This is a genomic window from Mucilaginibacter aquatilis, assembly GCF_009755275.1.
Taxonomy (GTDB): domain Bacteria; phylum Bacteroidota; class Bacteroidia; order Sphingobacteriales; family Sphingobacteriaceae; genus Mucilaginibacter; species Mucilaginibacter aquatilis.
In genome coordinates this window covers 758,203-780,904 of record NZ_WQLA01000001.1, presented here as the reverse complement: position 1 = coordinate 780,904, position 22,702 = coordinate 758,203, and the positions used below count along the sequence as shown (strand labels likewise).

Below are 22,702 nucleotides of genomic sequence, written 5' to 3'. Positions count from 1 at the left end.
CTGATTTTATTTTACAATTTGTCCATAAAGATCAAAGTCCTCGGCACTATCAATCTTTACGTTTACAAAACTACCAACGGTTGCATATTGTTGGGTAGCATCAATTAAAACTTCGTTGTCAACCTCCGGCGAATCATATTCGGTACGTCCGGTTAAATAACCACCGTCAATTTTATCAATCAATACTTTGTAAGTATTACCTATTTTATCCTGATTTTTTTCGTACGATATACCCTGTTGAAGTTCCATAATGGCATCAACGCGCTCTTGCTTGGTTTCCTCAGGTACATCATCTATCAAACTGTGCGCATGAGTTTTTTCCTCGTGCGAGTAGGTGAAACAGCCCAAACGGTCGAAACGGGTTTCTTCAACCCAATCATACATCTCTTCAAAATCCTGCAGCGTTTCGCCGGGGTAGCCTGTAATGAGCGTAGTACGCAAAGCAATATCAGGCACTTTATCACGTATTTGATTTACCAAATCAATGGTTTTTTGCTTGGTGATGCCACGGCGCATCGATTTTAGCATATTATCGCTAATGTGCTGCAACGGCATATCAAGGTATTTGCAAATGTTACTGCGCTCGTTCATGGCATCCAAAATTTCCATCGGGAAGCCGGAAGGGTAAGCATACTGCAAACGAATCCACTCAATACCATCCACATCGCTCAAACGTCGCAGCAGCTCATCCAAGTTGCGCTTTCCGTACAAATCAAGGCCGTAATAAGTCAAGTCCTGAGCAATGAGGATCAGCTCTTTGGTGCCTTGCTTAGCTAAACCTTTGGCTTGGTTAACTAGGTCTTCCATCGGCGTACTCAAATGCTTACCACGCATCAACGGAATAGCACAAAATGAACATGGACGGTTACAGCCCTCTGCAATTTTGAAATAAGCAAAATGCGATGGGGTAGTGAGCATACGCTCGCCCAGTAATTCGTATTTATAGTTTGCACCAACACTTTGCAATATGTTTTGCAAATCATTTGTGCCAAAAAAAGCATCTACGTTCGTAATTTCGGCTTCTAACTCGGGTTTATAGCGTTCAGATAAGCATCCTGTTACAATTACTTTCCCAACCTTTCCCTGCTCTTTAAGCTCGCTGTATTGTAGTATGGTGTCAATAGATTCCTGCTTGGCATTATCAATAAAGCCGCAGGTGTTAATCACTACAATATCATTACTTGATACGCTTTCGGCTTCGTGCACCACATCAAACATGTTGCCCTTAAGCTGACCCATCAGCACTTCCGAATCGTATATGTTTTTTGAGCAGCCCAAAGTAACCACGTTAACACGGGGTTTAGCAGTTAGTATCGGCTTTTTTATGGTCTTGGTATTCATCTATCTACGCTTATCGTTCTCAAGCCCTCTAAATCTCCCTGGTAAGGACGACTTTTAAAGACTTGTCATTTTTATTTTAAAGCCCTCCTTTTATGGGGGAAGTTTGGGTGGGACACTTATTTGTTGAATAAGCTATTAACAAACCCTTTGCGGTCAAATAACTGCAAGTCGTTCATACTCTCGCCTACACCAATGTATTTAACGGGTATTTTGAATTGATCAGATATACCGATTACCACGCCACCCTTAGCAGTGCCATCAAGTTTGGTAAGGGCAAGTGCGTTTACGTTAGTAGCTTCGGTGAATTGTTTGCATTGTTCAATAGCGTTTTGGCCGGTTGAGGCGTCCAGCACCAGCAATATCTCATGCGGGGCACCGGGGATAACCTTTTCCATTACGTTCTTGATTTTAGTAAGCTCATTCATTAAGCCTACCTTGTTATGTAAACGACCAGCAGTGTCAATGATTGCCACGTCCTCACCGTTTGATACAGCTGACCGCAATGTGTCATAAGCAACCGAAGCAGGGTCAGACCCCATGGCTTGGGCAACCACCCGTACGCCTACACGTTCGCCCCAAAGTTGTATCTGGTCAACCGCAGCGGCACGGAAGGTATCAGCAGCGCCAAGTACAACTTTGTTACCGGCTTGCTTAAGTTTATGAGCCAGCTTACCAATGGTGGTAGTCTTACCTACACCGTTAACCCCCACCACCATAATTACATATGGCTTGTGGTTACCGTACTCAAAGTTTTGAAAATCATTACTGTTGTTTTCGGCAAGCAGCGTCTGAATCTCATCACGCAGGAGCGTGTTCAGCTCAGAAGTGCTTACGTACTTGTCGCGCGCTACGCGGGCTTGTATGCGCTCAATAATTTTGAGCGTAGTGGTAACGCCAACATCTGATGTTACCAGCACTTCTTCCAGGTCATCCAACACATCATCATCAACGGTTGATTTGCCGGCAATAACCTTGGTTATTTTTGAAAAAAAGCTGTCTTTGGTTTTCTCCAAACCGGTATCAAGTGCCTCTTGTTCCTGAGGCGTGCTTTCTTTCTTCTTGAAAAAATCAAATAATCCCATTTATAATGTGCTGATTAAAGATGTGCTGAAATACAAATATACCAACTTATGAAGAGAGTCAGGAATCAAGAGTACAGAGTAAAGACAAACATTACAATAGTTTGAGGGTATTGACTCCTAATTCGGCGCTCGTGATTCTTGTTTTAAATCAACAAAAAAAGCCCTCCTGCAAAAACAAGACGGCTTTAGTATATCAACTAAGTGCTAAAACTTATGCTTTAGCTTGTTCAATCGCATCTTTAACGTGATCGTTATGTACGATAGCTTCTTTGAATGAATAAGCACCGGTTTTGGTTGATTTAACCATGGTAATTACTTTAGAGTACTCTTTACCTTTACCGGTTTTCAGGGTTGCAACTACTTTCTTTGCCATATCTTTTTGAGTTACGAGTTGTGAGTTGTCAGTTACCAGCTGGATGTAAATACACGCAACTTAAAACCGGCCTCCCGCAACCAGAAGTTATTACTTAATTTCTTTGTGAGTTGTTACTTTACGTAGTACAGGGTTAAATTTCTTTAACTCTAAACGCTCAGTAGTGTTCTTTTTATTTTTGGTGGTAATGTAGCGAGACATGCCTGGCATACCGCTTTCTTTGTGCTCAGTGCACTCCAGAATTACCTGAACTCTATTGCCTTTTTTAGCCATTTTGTTGCTTATTATATTGTTGGTAACTGAATTATGGTGTGTGAGTTATAAAGCCAATAAAGCAAACAACTCAATCAACTTAAAACCCGGTCAAACCAATAATTATCTACTATATGTATCCTTTTTTAACAAACTTATTCAAGCAAGCGGTAATACCGTTTTTGCTGATGGTTTTTACTGCAGAAGTAGAAACTTTTAAAGTAATCCATTTATCTTCTTCAGGGATATAAAACTTCTTGATCTTCAGGTTAGGATAAAACTTACGGTTAGTCTTAACGTTTGAGTTAGAAACGTTATGGCCATTCAGTGGGCTTTTTCCTGTTAAATCACAAATTCTTGACATGACAAAACTTTTTAATGTGTCTTTTTCTAAAAGAGTGTGCAAATATCAGGAAATTAAGTGAATAATTCAATAGTGCCCATGAAAATTTTTTTAAATAGTTCTGCATTGTTCTTGCGCAGGCACTCAAATCATTTCGGGGTTGTACAAAGTTAACTAAAAGTATTTTTAAACAACGGGCATTTGCTTAGGCAACAGGGTAAATTACTATCTTGCGCGTACCAACCATTATAATCTATAGCATGAAAATATCTTCGTTTGAGCATTACAAGCAGGTATACCAACAAAGTGTTAGCCAACCCGAGCAATTTTGGGAAGGTGTAGCCGAAACTTTCCAATGGCGTAAAAAATGGGATATGGTATTGGAATGGAATTTTAAGGAGCCTGATATTAAATGGTTTCAGGGTGGTAAACTAAATATTACCGAAAATTGCCTTGACCGCCACTTGGAAACTGACGGCGACAGGCCTGCCATTATATGGGAGCCTAACGATCCAACCGAAGATCACCGTGTACTTACTTATAAGCAGCTGCATGACAAGGTTTGCCAGTTTGCAAATGCCTTAAAAAATAACGGCGTTCAAAAAGGCGACCGTATATGTATTTATATGCCAATGATACCCGAGCTGGCAATAGCTGTATTGGCTTGTGCCCGTATTGGCGCAGTGCACTCTGTTATTTTCGGAGGGTTTTCGGCTCAGTCAATTGCCGACCGTATACAGGATGCTGAATGCAAAGTTGTTATTACGGCTGATGGTGGTTTCCGCGGACCTAAAGATCTGCCCCTTAAGTCGGTAATTGATGATGCCCTGGTGCAATGTCCATCAGTTAAAAGAGTGATTGTGCTTACCCGCAGCCGCACTCCTGTAAGTATGATTAAAGGCCGCGATGTATGGTGGGAAGACGAAATTAAGAAAGTAGAAACTCAGGGTAACCCCGATTGCCCAGCCGAAGAAATGGATGCTGAAGACATGCTTTTCATTCTTTATACTTCGGGTTCAACCGGCAAACCTAAAGGCGTAGTGCATACCTGCGGCGGCTATATGGTTTATGCAGGTTTTACTTTTGATACTGCTTTTCAGTACAATAAAGGAGAGGTATATTTTTGTACTGCTGATATTGGCTGGATAACCGGCCACTCATACATTGTGTACGGTCCGTTATCACAGGGTGCAACCGCAGTTATGTTTGAAGGCGTACCAACCTGGCCTGACGCAGGACGTTTTTGGGATATTGTAGATAAGTATAAAGTAAACATTCTTTACACTGCACCAACGGCTATACGATCACTCATGAGTTTTGGTACCGATTTGGTAAAATCGCATGACCTAAGTTCATTAACCAAATTAGGATCAGTAGGTGAGCCTATTAATGAGGAAGCCTGGCACTGGTTTGATGAGAACGTTGGTAAAGGAAATTGCCCTATAGTTGATACTTGGTGGCAAACAGAGAACGGCGGATTTATGATTTCGCCAATTGCAGGGGTAACGCCACTTAAGCCGGGTTATGCAAGTTTGCCGCTACCCGGAGTTCAGCCTGTTTTGGTTGATGAAAACGGAAAAGAGATAGAAGGTAACGACGTAAGCGGAAACCTGTGCATCAAGTTTCCGTGGCCCGGTATGCTACGCACTACTTATGGCGATCATGAGCGCTGCCGTCAAACGTATTTTTCTACCTATGCTGATATGTACTTTACCGGCGATGGTTGCATGCGCGATGCTGATGGCTATTACCGCATAACAGGTAGGGTAGATGATGTATTGAATGTATCGGGCCATCGTATTGGTACTGCCGAGGTAGAAAACGCTATCAATATGCACTCCAGCGTGGTAGAATCTGCCGTGGTAGGTTATCCGCATGATATTAAAGGCCAGGGCGTGTATGCATTCGTTATATCGCCCGATAAGCATGAAAACGAGGATTTAACCCGTAAAGATATACTCATGACCGTGAGCCGCATTATAGGACCGATAGCCAAACCAGATAAAATTCAGTTTGTAAGTGGTTTGCCTAAAACACGTTCGGGCAAAATTATGCGCCGCATATTGCGTAAAATTGCCGAGGGCGATGTAAGCAACCTTGGTGATACCAGTACGCTGTTGGATCCGGGCGTAGTTGATGAGATTAAGGCTGGAGCTTTATAGGAAGCTTTGCTATGAATTTGAGTCCGCATTATTAATGCGGACTTTTTTTTATTTAAAAACTTTAAGCCTTCCTGCACCAAACGCTTGTTTAGTTGTTATGCATCTAACTTTTATGAAATACCTTTTTTTTAGCATAGCACTTTTATTTTGCATACAAGCATATGCGCAGGTTAACCGTTGTGATAGCATAGTATGGCGGGCAGGCAGGCCACTTGTTTGGGCTGATTATAAGGCGCAGCCCGATACTAATTCAATAGTTGCTGCTTATACCAATTCAGGGTTTATCAGAACATGGTCGGCCAAAGATTACCGGTTATATACTTCAATGGTTACCTACTTTTACCCGTGTGTTTCATGGAGAAAGGGAGAGGCTTCGGAGAGGCTGCTTGCACATGAGCAGCTTCATTTTGATATTACAGAGTACTTTAAGCGTATGTATTTTAAAAAAGTAGCACGTGCCAGGTATACGCCTGCAACACTACCCCAGCTTATGGATTACATATACCAGGAAGTTATTGCCGGTTTGCAGGTTATGCAACGCGAGTATGATATACAAACCAAGCATAGCCTTGATGAAAAGCAGCAGGCAATTTGGCAACGTAAAGTAAAGCGCCTGCTTAATAGCACAAAGGCATATGATAAACCGGAGTTAGTTGTGCAGCTGCCGAGGTAACAAGCTTTAATTAAAATGCATGTTCTCTATACGGAGTTTCTTTTGTAAGTCTTGCTTGTAATTGCGGCCAATAGGTAATTGGTGGCCGTTCACTTCAATTGCTCCTGAGTAAAAAGACCCTATTTTATTGAGAGAAACAATAAAAGAGCGATGTATACGCACAAAGCGGCGTTCGGGCAGCATTTCTTCTAAAAAGCTAATCTTTTGCTTACTAATATAAACCTCACTGTCGGTTACTACTTTTACGTAATCGCGTAAGCTTTCAATCCACAAAATATCATTTATATTAAGCTTGATGGTTTTACGGTCAACCTTTATATACAAATAAGCATCAGTATTAACCGCCAGGTTTTCATGAGCCAAATGAACAGTCGATTTGCTGTCATTTAATTGGTATACCTTATCCATCGCTCTCAAAAAGCGCTCAAAAGGAATGGGTTTCAACAGGTAATCAACCGCATTAAGTTCAAAACCTTCTAAAGCATACTCGCTGTAAGCCGTAGTAAAAATTACTTTTGGTGGGTTTTTTATACTTCGCAATAAATCAGTGCCGTTTATTCCGGGCATTTTAATATCCAGAAACATCAGGTCAACATGCTTTTGTTGCAGCATCTTGAAAGCCTGCATGGCATCGCTGCAGCGGCCGGTTACCTCCACATCTCCAAAGTTTGACAGGTACTTGTCAATAATTTCTATGGCGTGGGGTTCATCGTCAACTATAAGCGTGCGTATCTTCATGGGTTAATAATTGCGGTTTGGTTTGGTTCAGTTGTTTTAATTCAATTTGCAGTACAACCAGGTAAGCTTCATCGTCATCAAATATTTTGAGCTGATAAGCCGATGGATAAAGCAAATCGAGCCTTTTTTGCACATTTTGTAATCCAATATGCCCGTGATGTTTGCTGGCATCAGTCGGCGTGTTGTCAGGTTTACTATTAGACACCTTAAATTTCAAAACGTTACCGCTTACTAACAAATTAATATTAATCCATACCTGTCCCTGCGTTTCACTTGTTCCGTGCTTAAATGCATTTTCAATAAACGGCAACATTATTAGCGGCGCTATATATTTATCATCCAAATCGCCTTCAATGTTAAAGGTTAAGTCAAGGCGGTCTTCGTAACGAAGCTTTTCAAGGCTGATGTATTGCTGCAATACCAGTATCTCCTGTTTGAGTGAGGCATTTTCGGTATTGCATTCGTAAAGCATATAGCGTAAAATATCTGACAAACCAAGCACCACCTCCGGCGATTTTGGTGAGTTGGATAATGTTAGGGCATACAAATTATTCAGCGTATTAAACAAAAAATGTGGGTGTACCTGCGCCTTAAGTGCGCTTAACTCGGCCTGCAGCGCAGCTTGCTTACGCTCGGCCCATAATTTTACCATTTTAAGCACAAGCGCAAACCAAACCACCATGTTCATGGCTTTCCAGGCGTTTACAAAGGTTAAAAGGTTAAAAAGTTGTTTATGCAAGGGCCATCTTTGTTCTTCAATAAAGCTCCAATCGGTAGGATGCTCACGTTGTAGTATGTATGGGTTTGCTATATAAATACCGACCAACCTGCTCATAACGGTTGCCACTAACATGAGTACTAAAAGATATATCTCAAACTTTACATATTGGCCGTTAAACAAATACTTGGGTAATAACCAATATGCCAGCGTATAATAGTAAAACATGTGTACCGGCACATAAAACAGATTGTTGCGTAATGATGTGGCATAGGTAAGCTGTATGGCGTAAATACCAGTATACATAAAGTATACAACTGCCCAAAAAGCCAGGTGCAATGCAACCCTTTTAAGCGGCCAGTTACCAATTTTGAGTTCGAGCCAGTTTTTCATACAGCTAAGTTACAAGCAAATAAGCTTGCCAGGCTCTTCGGCATACCGACAACACGATATTGTCGACAAAATGCATTAAAGGTAGGCGTGTACTGCACCTTTTTCATACAAACGGTATTGATAGTCTGTAGCTTACGCTTAGTAGTTAAAAATATACCTTGTATATGCTTTGTTATAATGTAGTTAAATGGCTAAATACATTTGGTACATAATCAAACACAATTTAACGAAACGCCATGAAAAAAATAATCTTAACCTTAAGCCTCGGCCTTATAACATTGGTAACAGTACACGCTCAAGATGTTAATACCGTAAACCAGCCAACCTGGGTAGTTGAAAGTGAAAACGCAAATGCCAAAGTGCAAACTGTAAAGTTTTACGATAGCAATGCGCAGTTGATATATGCAGAAACAGTAAATACTAAGCTGAATATAAGCCGCAAAAAAATACAAAAGGCACTTAACCAGCTTTTAAATAATCTTTTAACGCAGCAAGGCTACCGTGAAAACAAAAATTTGCTTACCGCCTCGTTGAAGTTGAAAAATTAAAGACTTTGTTTTAATGAACGTGAAGGGGGTTAGCGCGAGGCCGATCTCCTTCTTTAGTTAAATTACTGCAGGTTCAACCCAGTTGCCGTCTTCTTGTATAATACCTATCAATTCATCAAGAGCGTTGGCGGTATTAACATTTTTCTTGACTACCTCTTTACCCCTGTATAAGGTTATTTTACCCGGACCCGCGCCAACGTAACCATAATCGGCATCGGCCATTTCTCCCGGACCGTTCACAATGCAGCCCATAATACCAATTTTTAGACCTTTTAGGTGGCTTGTGCGGCTTCTTATCATTTGTGTAGTTTCCTGCAAATCAAATAAGGTACGGCCGCAGCTTGGGCAGCTTATGTATTCTGTTTTAGATATGCGCGAACGGGTGGCCTGTAAAATACCAAACGCGGTTGATGTGATAACGGCTGCGGGCATAGCAGGTGCATCAATCCAAATACCATCGCCAAAACCATCAACTAGTAAAGCACCCATATCTGTTGCCGCGTAAAGCTGTAATTCGGTTACCTCTTCAGGTGAGGCCTGCACACGGTTCACAACACTTATGTTATTTTGGTTTGCTGGTTTTAATACTTCACTTGCCCCGGAAGAGTAACTGCGTTTGATTACAACAGGTGTATCAATACCGGCAGTATTCAGGTTAAAGAAGAATGTGCGTTGTTGGGCCATACCGTGCAGCGCATCGGTTTCCAATACAAAAACAAGTGTTTTATTTTGTGCTAGCTCTACAAAGAGTTCTGCGTTGAAGTCTTTTGGTTTAACGCAAACAAAATTCAGATCAGATAATTGGTCAACGCCTTCAGCAACATACTCGTGCAGGTTAAAAACCGGATGACAATTTTTCTTATTAGCAAGGGTTAACCAGGTTGAATAGTTGTACAACTGCTTTAAGTTACCTGGAAAGGTGAATGACGAAAGATTATCGGCCAGATAGACAAAGTCAACCGATTGGTCGGCCATATTGTACTTATCAAGTGCTGGCGAATAAAGATAACCTGCATCGTTAAGTACTGATGGATCTTTTAAATTACGGTTACTTAGGTCAACCACCACACGCGGAACCATGTGCCCTCCTATAAATGCATTAGCTTCAAAAGTATGGCGTTTTTGATATTCGTAAGGGTTATGGTGAGTAGTGGGTAGTGAGTGGTGAGTAGTTTGCTCAAAAGTCTTGATTCCTTGTTCTTGACTCTTGTCGCTATTTGAAGCTCTCTTTGAGTATCTCTCCACCAATGCAATAGCAACAGGAGCTTCGGCTTCAGGTTCCTCGGTTAATGAAACCCGTACGGTATCACCCAAGCCATCTTCAAGCAAGGTGCCAATACCTACTGCTGATTTGATACGGCCATCTTCACCATCACCTGCTTCGGTTACACCCAGGTGCAGCGGATAATTCATACCCTCAGCTACCATAGTCTCTACAAGCAAACGGTAGGCTTGTACCATAACCTGTGGATTACTGCTTTTCATGCTGATGCACAGGTTATGGAAGTTAAGCACCTCGCACATGCGTATAAATTCCATAGCCGATTCAACCATACCTTGTGGCGTATCGCCATAGCGGCTCATAATACGATCGCTAAGTGAACCGTGATTGGTGCCTATGCGCATAGCGGTTCCGTATTCTTTACAAATATTTACCAGTGGCGTAAATTTTTGAAATATACGGTCAAGTTCGCCCTGGTATTCAAGGTCTGTATATTCTAACTCATCAAATTTCTTTTTATCGGCATAGTTGCCAGGGTTAACACGCACCTTTTCAACAATACGTGCTGCAACCTCAGCGGCATTAGGTGTAAAATGTATGTCGGCCACCAGGGGTACAGTATAACCGCGAGCGCGGAGCTGCTTTTTTATTTCGGCTAAATTTTGTGCCTCTTTTATGCTTGGTGCTGTAATGCGTACATACTCACAACCTGCATCAACCATACGTATGGTTTGTTCTACAGTACCAATGGTGTCCATGGTATCGGTAGTGGTCATACTTTGTATTCTTATGGGATTGTTTCCACCCATAGGTACATCACCAATATTAACCTCACGGGTAACAAAGCGCGAATACTCGATTAACGAATTACAATAACGGCCAGGCAGTGCCTTTACAGCTTCACCATTCATCATATATGCAGAGAGTTGCTTTAAATAAACAAAGGTAAGCATTAAACCGCTATCAAGGTTTCAACTTGGTGTTAATTAATACAACAGTAATGAAATCGTATACATTGGAGTGAGAAAATGATCTCCGGACTAGCTCAAAAAATAAAATGGAATGAAATAAGAAAAGCCATCATAAAGATGGCTTTTTAGTGGAGAATATCGGAGTCGAACCGATGACCTCTTGCATGCCATGCAAGCGCTCTAGCCAGCTGAGCTAATCCCCCGTCGTGGGCTGCAAATATAGGAGTTCGCAGTTAACTTGGAAAGAAAAAAGCAAATTGTGAAACGGTTTTTATTAATTCACTGACTATTAATAGTTTAAATTGACAGCAAGCAGTGTTGTTCAACTTGTTTTGTTTGTGGGAAACTAGTTGAGTCATTATTCAAATATTTGAAGGCGTCTCTAATATATTTTTAATTTTAAGGCCAACTGATTTTAGTTTCAGGTGTTTACAGTGTTGCTATGCTTATAAAAAAACGTATTTCAATTGTTTACTTCCTGCGCAGTATAAGATGGGATGTTATTGCCATTATATGCTACGCCATATTAGCCGGTGCTTTTGATCATTTTAGTATTTTGAGCCAGGTAACTGTCCCACTGGCGGTTACTGCGTTTACAGGTACGGTATTGTCGCTTTTATTGGCTTTTCGCATATCACAGTCATACGAACGCTGGTGGGAAGCCCGCATTGTGTGGGGAGCTATTGTAAATGACAGCCGTACGTTAGTGAGGCAGGTAAAGCAGTTTTTACCGCGAACCCCCGAAGCCCTTGAAGTTGCTAAAGATTTTGCCCGCAGACAAAGTGTATGGTGCTTCACCCTTGCAGAGTCATTGCGCAAATGTGAACACAGTGAAAAGGTAAAAAAATACTTTGATGAAAAAGGGGAGGATGCGGCCAATAAGCCCAATCGTATTATTGATCATCATGCTGATGCTTTGGTAGCTGCAACAGAAAAGTTCAACTTAAACCCTAATAAGCAGGTGCAAATTGATTCAACCCTGGTAAAACTTTGTGACTCAATGGGCAAATGCGAACGTATTAAAAACACAGTGTTCCCGCGTGCTTACAGCGTACTTATACATTTCCTCATTTATGTATTAATGACCATGCTCCCTTTTGGCCTGGAAGATCAAAGTAAGCTGGTTGAAGTTTCGTTAACTATTATTGTGCCGGTACTTTTTATAGCCATTGAGCAAACGGCCATATTTATGCAGGATCCGTTTGAAAACCGACCAACCGATACGCCAATGACCACGCTATCAAAAGGTATTGAGAATACCCTGATGGAGATGGTAGGTGAACCACCGGTAAACGTAATTGAACCGCCTAAAACTTATTATATTATGTAAGGTAGAAGCGTTTTGCACTACCTTATATCAGGCATCAGCAACAAGCTTTTCAATACCAAATTTTTCGGCAACGGCGTTCAAATCGTCAACTACGGCTAGTACCAGCGGTATGCCATTAGTTGTGCGTTCAGCCTCGGCTTCCCTTTCCGGCTCCCCGGGAATAATGACTTTTTGACTGTCATTGATAGTTTCTGACGCTTTAAAGCGTTCAATCCAGTTGTCGAGATTTGTTTTAAAGTCTTTTACCGGGCGAAAACCATCAACGCGCATTGCTCCTACAAAGTGACCAATTCCCTCGCCTGGCGCGTTAGCTGCAGGTTCCATAAATGCTACAAACGGGGGTACCCATGGACCGTAATTAGCACCCGAAAGTACGCCCGACAATATATCAACGGTTGCGCTCAATCCAAAGCCCTTATGGCTTCCATGCTCTCTGTCGCTTCCTAATGGCAATAAAGCGCCACCCGTTTTCAATGCATGTGGATCAGTAGTGTATTCACCGTCCGCGTTTTGAATCCATCCCTCAGGAACATTTTTTCCGGTGCGCTGGGCTATTTCAAGCTTGCCGTTTGCCGCCGCCGATGTAGCCATATCAACAATTACCGGAGGGTATTTGCCTGCCGGAAAGGCATAACACATTGGATTGGTACCCAACATACGTTCATTGGCAAATGTTGGTGCCACTAAAGGGCTGGCGTTAGTCATGGCAAAACCAATCATATCTTTTTCAACCGCCATTAGTGCGTGGTAACCGGCAATACCAAAATGATTTGAGTTTTTTACAGATACCCAACCCGAGCCATATTTTTCAGCTTTTTCAATAGCAACTTTCATTGCAAAAGGGGCTACTACCAAACCCAGGCCGGCATCACCATCAACAGTTGCGGTGGTAGCGGTTTCATGTACAATTTTGATGTTGGGTGTTGCATTTATGCGTTGCTTTTCCCATAACCTAACGTAGCCGCTTAAGCGTGCCACTCCGTGCGAATCTATTCCACGCAGGTCTGACTTAAGCAGCACATCTGCAGCCAGTATTGCATGCTCTTGGGAGCAGCCCATAGCTTTGAATATATTTTGGGTAAAGCTGCGTAACGTTGATTGGGTAAATGTTAAATACATGGCGGTAAAGTTATCGCCTTAACAAATACAAATCAATTGCTTATCAATTTACTTGCGTTGCGCCATTACAGGTTCTACTGCACCAGGTATGGGTTTGCAGTTTTTTAACTCCTGTAATGCAGTTTGTAGTTCCATTTGTTTTTCAGGCTTGTCCAAAAACATCTTTTTCAGTTCAGCGCCTGCAAAATAGGCATTTATGTGCTGCTGAATATCAGGTGTTAAGCAGGCAAAGTTGTTTTGTTTAAGCTTGGTAACCAATTCGCAATAAGTATTGTCGGCAAGGCTGTACTCACCAAATTTAAGTTCATGACCGGTGTCGAGGTTGATATCGTTTAATTTCAGCTGATCGCCATCCCATTGTTTGATAGCGGTTGCATACTTAACTATAATGGTATCAAATACTTTTTCAAATCTCTTTTCGCCTTCCACACCTGGGTAAACAAATTTTAAATTTTTAAGCGGACCAACCTTTGGTAATATATTTACCAGGAATGAGACCATGCGCGCTTTAATGTCAGGCTTTTCGCGCTTGCCGGTAAATTCCTTATTATACATGCGCCTGCTCATTTTATATTTAAAACTGCGTTTGCTGGCGTGGCTGTCATGTTTAACAATGTCACTTTTTTTGGAATTCCATGCGCGCCTAGTCATCGCCGGAAAAAGGTTTTTTACGCCCCAGCGCATGGTGTTTATGCTCGAGTCGAAGTTTTTAAAAATAACACTTAGTTCTTGTCCGTATGTTTTTAAAAAGGCGCGTTCGAGTGGGGCGGTAGCTACGTTAAAGCCAATAAAATCATGATAAGCCACAGATGCATAGTTGCTTCTACCAATTTGAACCACGTCATAAGCAAATTCCATACGGCTGTGCGATGTGTGATCATTATCATAAGTAACCACATTGCCAAATTTGGCTTTTAATTTAGGGTATAGCTGCGGAACAGTAACGTTTGTTGCCATGCTATGGCCGTATTTATCGGCCATGTAGTGTGACATAGCACCCAAGGCGAATGCATATTCGTTTAAGCTTTGAGCTTCATTTAGTAAGTTAATAATGAAGTCGCCGCTGCGCACGTAGTGAAGTAAATCAGTAAAGTAACTGTTACCGCCTGGCATATAACCCATATCGGCTACCAAACTGCCTCCATAGGCAAAAGAGTGCGCTTTTATCAGCTCATCAAGGGTTGATTGTGGATATCGTTTAAGCAGTACCGGTTTTAGAGTCCTGTCCCATTCGGCATCAATAATGGCTTCATGAGCCAATATGGAAAAGCATTGTCCGCCAAAGGGTAACAAAATGCAGGCGGCAACGGCAATAGCCCTAATTTTATATTTTAATTTAAGCAACAGCATATAGTATATCAAAGCACCTATTACAACATCACTTTTACTAATGTGTTTGGTTACGTTTACACACTGCTTGTTTAAACATCTAAAGGCTCATGTAACACTAGCAAAATTTTGGTGTCTATTACGTTATTCACGATTTAACCGTTGCAATTGCTGCGAAATTTAATGCCGTATGGATATGGATAGTTTGCCGGAATTTTTTTTAGCTGTAGTTGCTTTCACGGTAACAGTACTTTTGGGCTTACTGATTTTGACCTCGTACTACAAAAATGGCAGGAAAAAGTCTTTATAAAAGTAAAGCCCGGTACTTCTACCGGGCTTTACTTTTTTGTTTATGATTATAAGCTTTTAATCCAGCTTACCAATTCATCGCGGCCTTTGCCGGTTTTTTGTTGAAGTCTGCCAAGTAACTCATCGTCCTTGCCTTCTTCATGTTTTAAATCATCATCTGTAAGGTCGGCATAGGCTTGTTTTATTTTGCCTTTCAACTCATTCCAGCCACCTTTTATTTCTAATTTATCCATGGTAGTATGTTTTAATTATTATAGTAACATGAGCAGCCTGTTATGGTTTGCTTTAAGTGCAATATCGATGTCATCAAACTAAAGCAATCAGCAAAACTTAAAACTTACTGTGTTGCTAAACGGTTATCCAATAAATTAAATTTTATGGCTAAAAATGTAGCAGAACAAGTGGTTGATATGCTTGCCAATGCAGGCATCAAAAGAATATATGCAGTAACCGGTGATAGCCTTAATGAAATTAATGATGCAGTACGCCGCAGCGATGGTAAGCTTGAATGGGTACATGTACGGCATGAAGAGGCCGGCGCGTACGCTGCCGCAGCCGAGGCTGAATTAAATGGTATTGCCTGCTGTGCAGGAAGCAGCGGACCGGGCCATGTGCATTTGATTAATGGCTTATATGATGCTCACCGGTCAGGAGCGCCTGTTATTGCGCTTGCTTCAACTTGTGCATCGCATCAGTTTGGTACCGAGTATTTTCAGGAAACTAATACCATAAAACTTTTTGACGATTGCAGTCACTATAATCAAATTGCCGTTACGCCTAAACAGCTGCCGCGTATGCTGCAGGCTGGGGTGCAATACGCCATTAGTAAAAAAGGTGTTTCAGTAGTAGGCATACCCGGAGATCTTACCTCCATGGATGCCGAGGAAATTGTGTCATCTACTGCTAATTACTATGCGCAGCCGGTTATTCGTCCGGCCGATCATGATTTGCAAAAAATGGCTTCGCTTATTAGCGAGTGTAGTAAAATTACTTTGTTTTGCGGAATTGGATGCGCCGACGCACATACTGAGGTGATACAGTTATCACAACGGTTGAATGCACCGGTAGGATATTCGTTCCGTGGTAAAATGTACGTGCAGCATAATAACCCTAATGAAATTGGTATGACCGGCTTGCTGGGCTTACCGTCGGCTTATCATAGCATGCATGATTCTGATTTGGTTATTTTACTAGGTACCGATTTTCCGTACGAGCAGTTTATGCCTACCGACTGCAAGATAATTCAGATAGATGCTAAGCCTGAACGTATTGGTAGGCGGGCAAAGGTTGATTTAGGTTTATGCGGAAACATTAATCATACTTTACAGGCGTTACTGCCTTTACTTCCGCAAAAGGAAGATGATAGCTTTTTAAAGGATCAGCTGGAGCTTTATGGAAAAGTGAAAGACAATCTCTTTACCTATGTTAAAGATAGGGGAGAGAGCGGAGCTATACAGCCGGAGTTTGTAGCGCATACTATAAATGAGCTTGCTGACGATAATGCAATATTTACTGTTGATACCGGTATGTGCTGCGTTTGGGGAGCCAGATACATAGCCTCAACAGGGAAGCGTAGTATGCTGGGTTCATTCAATCACGGGTCAATGGCCAATGCTATGCCACAGGCCATTGGTGCAGCTATGGCATGCCCGGACAGGCAGGTTATTGCCTTAGCTGGTGATGGCGGACTTTCTATGCTTTTAGGCGATTTGGCTACTATTTCTCAATATAAACTACCTGTTAAAATTGTAGTTTTTAACAACCGGTCGTTGGGTATGGTGAAACTGGAGATGGAAGTTGCCGGGCTGCCCGATTGGCAAACCGAAATGCACAACCCCGATTTTGCCTTACTTGCCCAAGCCATGGGTATTAAAGGTGTAACAGTAAGTGACCCGAATGATGTTGATGCGGCACTACGTGATGCATTTGCTCACAACGGGCCTGTATTACTTAATGTAATCACTAATCCAAACGCTTTAGCTATGCCACCTAAAATTGAATTTGCTCAGGTTAAAGGTATGGCTCTTTCTATGTCGAAATATATTTTGAACGGCGAGGCCGGCGAGGTATGGGATACCATAAAGGCCAATTACAAACACATTAAAGACGTGCTGTAATAAAAGCAAAATTTGCGTCAGGAACTAAAATAAAAAGCCAATGATTATAATCATTGGCTTTTTTACTACGTATAATTACGATTTGTACTTTTCCCACCAGCCCGAATTATAGTTACTTCCTGTTGCTTCGGTTGGTTTGCCGGGTTCGGGCACAAAAAGGTTGAGGTTTTCTTTGGCAGCTAACTCAAGTAAAATGTCAATTGGTTCGTGCCATGCATGGAGGGCGAGGTTAAATGTTCCCCAATGTATGGGCATCATTTGTTTACCTTTTAAGGCCAGGTGTGCATTTACTGCACTCAACGGACCCATATGTATATCAGGCCAGCTTTTACCGTAAGCGCCAATTTCAAGTATGGTTAAATCAAACGGGCCGTAAGCGTTGCCAATATCTTCAAAGCCATTAAACCAACCCGAGTCGGCACCAAAAAATATATTGTGTGTATGGCCTTTTATTGCGAAGGCGCTCCACAATGTTTGGTTACGGTTAGTAATGCCTCTACCCGAAAAGTGGCGTGTAGGGGCTGTTGTAATTGTGCAATTATCACCTACTTGTGCAACATCGCCCCAATCCATTTCAGTAATTAATTCAGCTGCAACTCCCCATTTTTTTAAATACTTACCTACACCTAATGAGGTGTAAAAAGGAATGTTTTTTGGTGCCAGTGCACGTATGGTTGCCTTATCAAAATGGTCATAATGGTCATGCGATATAATGACGGCATCTAATTGAGGCAATTTATCAAGTGGTAAAGGAGCATCAAAAAAGCGTTTGGGTCCAGCCCATTGTACAAAGGAGGCGCGCTTGCTCCAAACGGGGTCAGTTAATATGCGCTTGCCATCTATTTCAATTAGGAGGCTTGAGTGCCCTACCCAGGTTATGCGCAAGCCGCTTTCAGGTGGCGTGTTATATGTTGCGGCATCGGTAACAAACGGTCCTAATGTTTTCTTTGGTGTACCTTCCGATCTGGTGGTTAGGTATTCCCAAAATACGGCAGGCATCTTGTCAAGGCCGGCATCGTCGGTGGGTATTGGATTAATGAATTTTTTGCCTTGTTTTTTTGCGCCTTTTAGTTGCATTGTAGTTGATATGGTCTTTGATTGCAGTTACTGTTTTAAAAAAGCTATTGCCTTTTCACATAACTGATGTAAGTGTGTTGGCAGCTCCGACTGCAAATATGGATGACCCGCACCAAAAACATGGTCGGCGTTAGGTAATATTAATAATTGCGCATTGGGTTGCATAGCTTTTAATTCATGCGCATGGCTTAAGGTAACCACGCTATCGGCAGTGCCATGTATTAAAAGCCAGGGTTGCGTAACGTTGGCTGCATTGGCAAGTACATTAAGGCGGCCCGGGTTGCGGTCAAGATCATCTAACAATGTTGACTTTACCGGCATTTGTTGCCCTGTGCGATAATTAGGAAAGTGAATTACGCCACTCAACCGCCATTGCGTTTCGGCTAACGGCGGCCAAAGGTTGCGGAATGATGCAACCGATGCCATAGTAATTAAATGACTTACCCGTTTATCTTCAGCTGCTTTTATTACGCTTATGCCACCACCCATACTATGCCCTATAAGCGCAACAGAATGTACTACAGGTATTACCGAGCCGCTGCAAACCCAGTCAATTACGTATTGCAAATCTTCCAGCTCAATACTGAACGTGTTTTCGCTGAAGGCTATTAAATCGGCAAAGTCCGTAGGCTGTTCGGGGGTGGTACCGTTATGCGAAAAATTGAATTTTAAAAACCTGAAACCTTGCGCGGCAAAATAATTGGCAACCAAATGGTGTGTTCCCCAATCTTTAAAGCCCTTAAAGCCATGTACAAATATGACAAGCGGCGCATAGCGATTTGCATCGTCATAGGTCAAATCCATTGACATTATGCGGCCTTTAGAGCCGGGCAGCGTATAGTTTTCGGTAGTAATCATGTAACTAGATAAGTGTTTGGCTTACTTTTTTGTTTCAAGGTGCCACGCCAACCACAGCATTAACAACGGTTGTAAAAAAAGCCTAAGCCACGCCGTTAGTAAAGTTATTGTAGTGCCGTTTACGCGCATAGGGGCCTGCTGTACCATGGCAATATGCACCGGTAAAAATGCAGCCAGCATAATAATGAGCAAGGTTAAGCCTAAATTGCGGCTTTGTTTAAATATAAGCATCAAACCAAACACAACCTCGCAAACACCCGCAATATAATTTAATGCCTGCGGTTGGGGTAAATAATCGGGAATAATATCAATATAGAAATCGGGGTTTATGAAATGGTTTACACCCGCAGCAACGTAAGCTACAATGAGTATAATAAGACTTGCTTTTTTTAACATTTAAGAGTTCATGATTAGTGTATGAAGAAGAAGCTATGGTAAATATATATTAAAATTTGATAAGGAATTAATTGGTAATCACAGCCAAATCAAGTCATCGCTATTAATTTATACTCATTCTAAATTGCGGTGTTTGACAAAGTGTTGACAGTAGCACATTATATAAGATAGTACTTTTGTGGGTCAGAATTTTTGTACTAATAAATAAGCTTTGAAGTATTTAAAGGTAATAGCTTTTACGCACAAGCAAATTGAACTGAAGGAACTTGGGAAGCTGGTGCTTTGTCAGGAAGACCTTACCGGTAAACTACAACAGGTAAAGGAGCAATTCGACATTCCTGAGCTTTTTTACCTTTCTACCTGTAACCGGGTTGAATTTGTAATGGCAACTTCACAGCCTGTTGACAGAGATTTTGCACAGCGTTTTCTTCAGTCATTAAGTATGGGGCTATGTCCTTACTACATGAACACCTTTATTGATGCTGCATCAATTTATGAAGATCAGGAAGCATTAACGCACTTGTTAAGAACATCCTGCTCGCTTGAAAGTTTGGTAGTTGGCGAAAAAGAAATATTAGCTCAACTGCGCAAAGCTTATGAAAACTGCCGCGAAAACGGACTCACCGGCGATTACCTGCGAATGGTAATGAATTGTGTAGTTAAAACCGCCAAAGAAGTTTACACCCACACTAATATTTCACGTAACCCAATTTCGGTAGTATCATTAGCTTACCGTAAATTAAAAGAGTTGAAGCAATGTTCAAACTCAAGAGTGCTGATTATTGGTGCAGGCGAAACTAACCGCAACATATCAAAATACCTGCAAAAGCATAAGTACAGCAACTTTGCGGTATTTAATCGTACGCTGGCCAATGCACAAAGCATGGCTACCGATTTAAACGGAGAGGCATACGATTTAGATGCCCTTAAAACCTATAGCAAAGGTTTTGATGTTATTATTACCTGTACATCGGCCACGCAGCCTATCATTACTGCCGAAATTTATAAATCATTATTAAACGGCGAAACCGAGCGCAAAACGATTGTTGATTTAGCTGTGCCAAATGATACCGCACCTGAAGTATTAGAGCAGTTTCCGGTAAACTTTATTGAAGTTAGCACGCTGAATGAAATTGCTAAAAAGAACTTACAGGAGCGCTACCAGGAATTGGTACACGCCGAGCGTATCATTAACCAAAATATCGACGAGTTTTTGCCTTTGCTAAAACAACGCCGTATTGAGGTGGCTATGCGCCAGGTGCCCGAAACAATTAAGCAAATAAAGCATAAAGCCCTTAATACCGTTTTTGCCGACGAGGTACAGGCTATGGACGAGCAATCGCGCCAGGTGCTGGAGAAAGTGATAGCTTACATGGAGAAAAAGTACATAAGTGTTCCCATGGTAATGGCTAAAGAAATCATGATCAACAACAACTGATCAATCATAATACAAACAGTAATCACCCGCAATGACTCCCTTTTACAAAAAGCCCTGCATGTTATTGCTTCACGGAACAGTGTTTATTTAGCATTGTAAGCGTAATTTTCTTTTCCCAATTTCTTTTCGGGGAATAGCCGGCACAAGCCGGAATTGATTATTTAGTGCGGCCACGCTTTGCGTTATTTATCACGCTTGCTGCTGCTTTATTAACCGTTTACATTATTACGTTTATCATGTTCTCTAACATATTAACCCCCAAACCTATAAAACAACAAAACCAAGGCATTGCAACCGTATTAGCTTTTGCGTTATTGCCATTGTCAGGCTTTGCTACCGATATTTACATCCCGTCGTTACCTTCAATGGCTGCATCGTTAAATGCCAGCAGTATCCAGGTTCAGTTTACTTTAACACTTTTTTTAATAAGCTACGGCTTTGGTCAGCTGTTTATAGGCAGTTTGCTTGATAGTTTTGGCAGGTATAAAATCAGTCTTATATCATTGGTTTTATTTGTGCTGGCAAGTTTAGTTATTGCTAGTACCCAAAACGTTTATTTAATATATGCCATGCGCATAGTGCACGGCCTTACCGTAGCAGCCATTATTGTAGCTAAAAGAGCTTACTTTATTGATATGTTTACCGGCGATAAGCTGAAACATTACCTCAGCATGTTCTCCATTATTTGGTCTACCGGGCCAATTGTAGCGCCATTTGTAGGTGGCTACTTTGAAGTTGCTTTTGGCTGGAAGTCAAACTTTTACTTTTTATCTTTATTTGGGGCAATACTTTTTGTGTTAGAGGTATTGTACAGCGGCGAATCATTACAGCACTTTTCTGAGTTTGCCATCAAAAAGATAACAGGCATTTATGCATCAATGATAACAACAGCTAGTTTTACGCTAGGTATTGTAATGCTGGCTTTGGCCTACGGCATGGTAATGGTTTACAACATGACAGGTCCATTCATCATTGAGCATGCATTGCACTTGTCGCCCATTGTATCGGGCTACAGTTCGCTGGTGCTGGGTTTCGCCTGGATGGTAGGCGGGCTTATTGGCAAGGCTACCATCAACCGTCCATTTTTTGGCCGCATGGTGGTAAACATTGTGGTGCAGGTAATTTTTGTAATTGCCATGCTGGTAGTAATGCCGCACCTGTCAAATCTGTATACACTCATCCTGTTTGCGTTCCTCATTCATGTGGCGGCCGGTTTTACGTTTAATAACTTTTTTACTTTTTGTTTAAGCCGTTTCCCAAAAAATGCGGGCATAGCCAGCGGCCTAACTGGTGGTATCAACTACGTCATCATATCGTTTTTAAGTTACAGTGTGGTAGCTGCGCTGCCTGCAAACGATTGGCACAATTTAGCGCTAAGCTACTTATCTATGGTGGTGCTATCGGTATTGGTAATGCTGGTGCTAAGGGGAAAAAAGGATGGTTTGGCTGCGGCGTAAATAGCTGCTCTTAAACCGGAATTTTAAAAATTTGTTGAATGGGCAGAATTGATAAGTTAGGTAATAATCTATCAACTGTCATTTTGAACGATAAAGTGAAATCTTGTTCGATAAGTAAGGTGAATAGTTTGCTTGGTTTATTGAACAAGATTTATGGACTGTCAAAACCACTGTCCTAGTGCTCTTCCCCCGCGGCATCAGTGTGTTGCGGGTAGCAGAAACCCGAGTCAAACCACAACATCCACTGGCTTACCGCAAGTACATCCCAATGTTAACAAGGCACTGGCAGATGTAAAAGCACCAAACTCAAGCAACGACGTGGTGGCAAGCGAAGTTGCTTCGATAAGATTTCTCTCTATCGTTCGAAATGACAGGTTTAAAAGAGATTGTTAAGAAATAAACACCCCTACGTCAATCAATCCTCACATTCTCATAAAAATTCCTTAAAACTCTATG

Annotated in this window: 21 protein-coding genes and 1 tRNA gene; 7 read left to right on the top strand and 15 right to left on the bottom strand. The window is 41.7% G+C overall.

Translation table 11 applies throughout. The features are described 5' to 3' along the window. Positions 1–6 precede the first annotated feature (6 nt). From rimO to rpmB, 5 genes are all read right to left on the bottom strand, one after another. A complete protein-coding gene (rimO, locus tag GO816_RS03550) occupies positions 7–1,341 on the bottom strand; it encodes a 30S ribosomal protein S12 methylthiotransferase RimO (protein WP_157539958.1) in 1,335 nt (444 codons plus the stop codon). 116 nt (positions 1,342–1,457) lie between these two features. Then, positions 1,458–2,423, bottom strand: a complete 966-nt coding sequence (gene ftsY, locus GO816_RS03545) for a signal recognition particle-docking protein FtsY (RefSeq protein ID WP_157539957.1) — start codon at positions 2,421–2,423, stop codon at positions 1,458–1,460. A 211-nt stretch (positions 2,424–2,634) separates the two neighbouring features. Next, on the bottom strand, positions 2,635–2,796 hold the full coding sequence (locus GO816_RS03540) for a DUF4295 domain-containing protein (protein ID WP_157539956.1): 162 nt from the start codon (positions 2,794–2,796) through the stop codon (positions 2,635–2,637). A gap of 90 nt (positions 2,797–2,886) precedes the next feature. Beyond that, positions 2,887–3,069, bottom strand: coding sequence for a 50S ribosomal protein L33 (gene rpmG / locus GO816_RS03535; RefSeq protein WP_157539955.1), 183 nt, complete (start codon positions 3,067–3,069; stop codon positions 2,887–2,889). Positions 3,070–3,178: 109 nt separating this feature from the next. Further along, complete coding sequence (rpmB, locus tag GO816_RS03530; RefSeq protein ID WP_157540162.1) at positions 3,179–3,412, bottom strand: 50S ribosomal protein L28; 234 nt, start codon at positions 3,410–3,412, stop codon at positions 3,179–3,181. 239 nt (positions 3,413–3,651) lie between these two features. On the opposite strand from rpmB, the gene acs reads away from it, so the two are divergent. Together acs and GO816_RS03520 are read left to right on the top strand one after the other, a co-directional pair. Further along, a complete protein-coding gene (acs, locus tag GO816_RS03525; protein ID WP_157539954.1) occupies positions 3,652–5,553 on the top strand; it encodes an acetate--CoA ligase in 1,902 nt (633 codons plus the stop codon). A gap of 112 nt (positions 5,554–5,665) precedes the next feature. Then, positions 5,666–6,226, top strand: coding sequence for a hypothetical protein (locus GO816_RS03520; RefSeq protein ID WP_157539953.1), 561 nt, complete (start codon positions 5,666–5,668; stop codon positions 6,224–6,226). Positions 6,227–6,232: 6 nt separating this feature from the next. Here the strand turns inward: GO816_RS03520 and GO816_RS03515 are convergent, their stop codons facing one another. Next, positions 6,233–6,964 carry a LytR/AlgR family response regulator transcription factor gene (locus GO816_RS03515; RefSeq protein WP_157539952.1) on the bottom strand — a complete coding sequence of 244 codons (732 nt, stop codon included), beginning with the start codon at positions 6,962–6,964 and terminating at the stop codon, positions 6,233–6,235. Further along, a complete protein-coding gene (locus GO816_RS03510) occupies positions 6,939–8,075 on the bottom strand; it encodes a sensor histidine kinase (protein ID WP_157539951.1) in 1,137 nt (378 codons plus the stop codon). Before GO816_RS03510 ends, GO816_RS03515 begins: the two co-directional genes overlap by 26 nt. 236 nt (positions 8,076–8,311) lie before the next feature. Here GO816_RS03510 and GO816_RS03505 point away from each other — a divergent pair, with 236 nt between their 5' ends. Then, on the top strand, positions 8,312–8,623 hold the full coding sequence (locus GO816_RS03505; RefSeq protein ID WP_157539950.1) for a hypothetical protein: 312 nt from the start codon (positions 8,312–8,314) through the stop codon (positions 8,621–8,623). A gap of 57 nt (positions 8,624–8,680) precedes the next feature. On the opposite strand, the gene ispG is transcribed toward GO816_RS03505, so the two are convergent. Both ispG and GO816_RS03495 read right to left on the bottom strand, forming a co-directional pair. Beyond that, on the bottom strand, positions 8,681–10,756 hold the full coding sequence (gene ispG / locus GO816_RS03500) for a (E)-4-hydroxy-3-methylbut-2-enyl-diphosphate synthase (RefSeq protein WP_157540161.1): 2,076 nt from the start codon (positions 10,754–10,756) through the stop codon (positions 8,681–8,683). Positions 10,757–10,945: 189 nt separating this feature from the next. Further along, a tRNA-Ala gene (locus GO816_RS03495) sits at positions 10,946–11,019 on the bottom strand. A gap of 239 nt (positions 11,020–11,258) precedes the next feature. On the opposite strand from GO816_RS03495, the gene GO816_RS03490 reads away from it, so the two are divergent. After that, the gene (locus GO816_RS03490) at positions 11,259–12,146 is read left to right on the top strand and encodes a bestrophin family protein (RefSeq protein ID WP_157539949.1); all 888 of its coding nucleotides are present in this window, start codon (positions 11,259–11,261) and stop codon (positions 12,144–12,146) included. Between the two features lie 27 nt (positions 12,147–12,173). Here the strand turns inward: GO816_RS03490 and GO816_RS03485 are convergent, their stop codons facing one another. From GO816_RS03485 to GO816_RS03475, 3 genes are all read right to left on the bottom strand, one after another. Next, positions 12,174–13,265 (bottom strand): Ldh family oxidoreductase, encoded by a 1,092-nt coding sequence (locus GO816_RS03485; RefSeq protein WP_157539948.1) that lies wholly within the window; start codon positions 13,263–13,265, stop codon positions 12,174–12,176. 48 nt (positions 13,266–13,313) lie between these two features. Beyond that, positions 13,314–14,609 carry a zinc dependent phospholipase C family protein gene (locus GO816_RS03480; protein ID WP_198171406.1) on the bottom strand — a complete coding sequence of 432 codons (1,296 nt, stop codon included), beginning with the start codon at positions 14,607–14,609 and terminating at the stop codon, positions 13,314–13,316. A 341-nt stretch (positions 14,610–14,950) separates the two neighbouring features. Next, positions 14,951–15,136, bottom strand: a complete 186-nt coding sequence (locus tag GO816_RS03475; RefSeq protein WP_157539946.1) for a CsbD family protein — start codon at positions 15,134–15,136, stop codon at positions 14,951–14,953. Between the two features lie 144 nt (positions 15,137–15,280). Between GO816_RS03475 and GO816_RS03470 the strand changes: the two genes are divergently transcribed. After that, a complete protein-coding gene (locus tag GO816_RS03470) occupies positions 15,281–17,020 on the top strand; it encodes a thiamine pyrophosphate-dependent enzyme (protein ID WP_157539945.1) in 1,740 nt (579 codons plus the stop codon). Between the two features lie 75 nt (positions 17,021–17,095). Here GO816_RS03470 and GO816_RS03465 read toward each other — a convergent pair whose 3' ends face one another. From GO816_RS03465 to GO816_RS03455, 3 genes are read right to left on the bottom strand one after another with little or no spacing between them, the layout of a single operon-like run. Further along, positions 17,096–18,097, bottom strand: coding sequence for an MBL fold metallo-hydrolase (locus GO816_RS03465; RefSeq protein ID WP_157539944.1), 1,002 nt, complete (start codon positions 18,095–18,097; stop codon positions 17,096–17,098). Between the two features lie 27 nt (positions 18,098–18,124). Beyond that, the gene (locus GO816_RS03460; protein ID WP_157539943.1) at positions 18,125–18,955 is read right to left on the bottom strand and encodes an alpha/beta hydrolase family protein; all 831 of its coding nucleotides are present in this window, start codon (positions 18,953–18,955) and stop codon (positions 18,125–18,127) included. A 21-nt stretch (positions 18,956–18,976) separates the two neighbouring features. Next, positions 18,977–19,351, bottom strand: coding sequence for a DoxX family protein (locus tag GO816_RS03455; RefSeq protein ID WP_157539942.1), 375 nt, complete (start codon positions 19,349–19,351; stop codon positions 18,977–18,979). A 211-nt stretch (positions 19,352–19,562) separates the two neighbouring features. Here GO816_RS03455 and hemA point away from each other — a divergent pair, with 211 nt between their 5' ends. Beyond that, entirely contained in the window at positions 19,563–20,789 is a 1,227-nt protein-coding gene (hemA, locus tag GO816_RS03450; RefSeq protein WP_157539941.1) for a glutamyl-tRNA reductase, read from the top strand. A 236-nt stretch (positions 20,790–21,025) separates the two neighbouring features. After that, a complete protein-coding gene (locus GO816_RS03445) occupies positions 21,026–22,246 on the top strand; it encodes an MFS transporter (protein ID WP_157539940.1) in 1,221 nt (406 codons plus the stop codon). The last annotated feature ends 456 nt before the right edge of the window (positions 22,247–22,702 follow it).

Bases quoted from the DNA above. Each gene is read 5' to 3' on its own strand.
- rimO (WP_157539958.1), bottom strand. From the start codon at position 1,341: ATGAATACCAAGACCATAAAAAAGCCGATACTAACTGCTAAACCCCGT.
- ftsY (WP_157539957.1), bottom strand. From the start codon at position 2,423: ATGGGATTATTTGATTTTTTCAAGAAGAAAGAAAGCACGCCTCAGGAA.
- GO816_RS03540 (WP_157539956.1), bottom strand. From the start codon at position 2,796: ATGGCAAAGAAAGTAGTTGCAACCCTGAAAACCGGTAAAGGTAAAGAG.
- rpmG (WP_157539955.1), bottom strand. From the start codon at position 3,069: ATGGCTAAAAAAGGCAATAGAGTTCAGGTAATTCTGGAGTGCACTGAG.
- rpmB (WP_157540162.1), bottom strand. From the start codon at position 3,412: ATGTCAAGAATTTGTGATTTAACAGGAAAAAGCCCACTGAATGGCCAT.
- acs (WP_157539954.1), top strand. From the start codon at position 3,652: ATGAAAATATCTTCGTTTGAGCATTACAAGCAGGTATACCAACAAAGT.
- GO816_RS03520 (WP_157539953.1), top strand. From the start codon at position 5,666: ATGAAATACCTTTTTTTTAGCATAGCACTTTTATTTTGCATACAAGCA.
- GO816_RS03515 (WP_157539952.1), bottom strand. From the start codon at position 6,964: ATGAAGATACGCACGCTTATAGTTGACGATGAACCCCACGCCATAGAA.
- GO816_RS03510 (WP_157539951.1), bottom strand. From the start codon at position 8,075: ATGAAAAACTGGCTCGAACTCAAAATTGGTAACTGGCCGCTTAAAAGG.
- GO816_RS03505 (WP_157539950.1), top strand. From the start codon at position 8,312: ATGAAAAAAATAATCTTAACCTTAAGCCTCGGCCTTATAACATTGGTA.
- ispG (WP_157540161.1), bottom strand. From the start codon at position 10,756: ATGAATGGTGAAGCTGTAAAGGCACTGCCTGGCCGTTATTGTAATTCG.
- GO816_RS03490 (WP_157539949.1), top strand. From the start codon at position 11,259: ATGCTTATAAAAAAACGTATTTCAATTGTTTACTTCCTGCGCAGTATA.
- GO816_RS03485 (WP_157539948.1), bottom strand. From the start codon at position 13,265: ATGTATTTAACATTTACCCAATCAACGTTACGCAGCTTTACCCAAAAT.
- GO816_RS03475 (WP_157539946.1), bottom strand. From the start codon at position 15,136: ATGGATAAATTAGAAATAAAAGGTGGCTGGAATGAGTTGAAAGGCAAA.
- GO816_RS03470 (WP_157539945.1), top strand. From the start codon at position 15,281: ATGGCTAAAAATGTAGCAGAACAAGTGGTTGATATGCTTGCCAATGCA.
- GO816_RS03465 (WP_157539944.1), bottom strand. From the start codon at position 18,097: ATGCAACTAAAAGGCGCAAAAAAACAAGGCAAAAAATTCATTAATCCA.
- GO816_RS03460 (WP_157539943.1), bottom strand. From the start codon at position 18,955: ATGATTACTACCGAAAACTATACGCTGCCCGGCTCTAAAGGCCGCATA.
- GO816_RS03455 (WP_157539942.1), bottom strand. From the start codon at position 19,351: ATGTTAAAAAAAGCAAGTCTTATTATACTCATTGTAGCTTACGTTGCT.
- GO816_RS03445 (WP_157539940.1), top strand. From the start codon at position 21,026: ATGTTCTCTAACATATTAACCCCCAAACCTATAAAACAACAAAACCAA.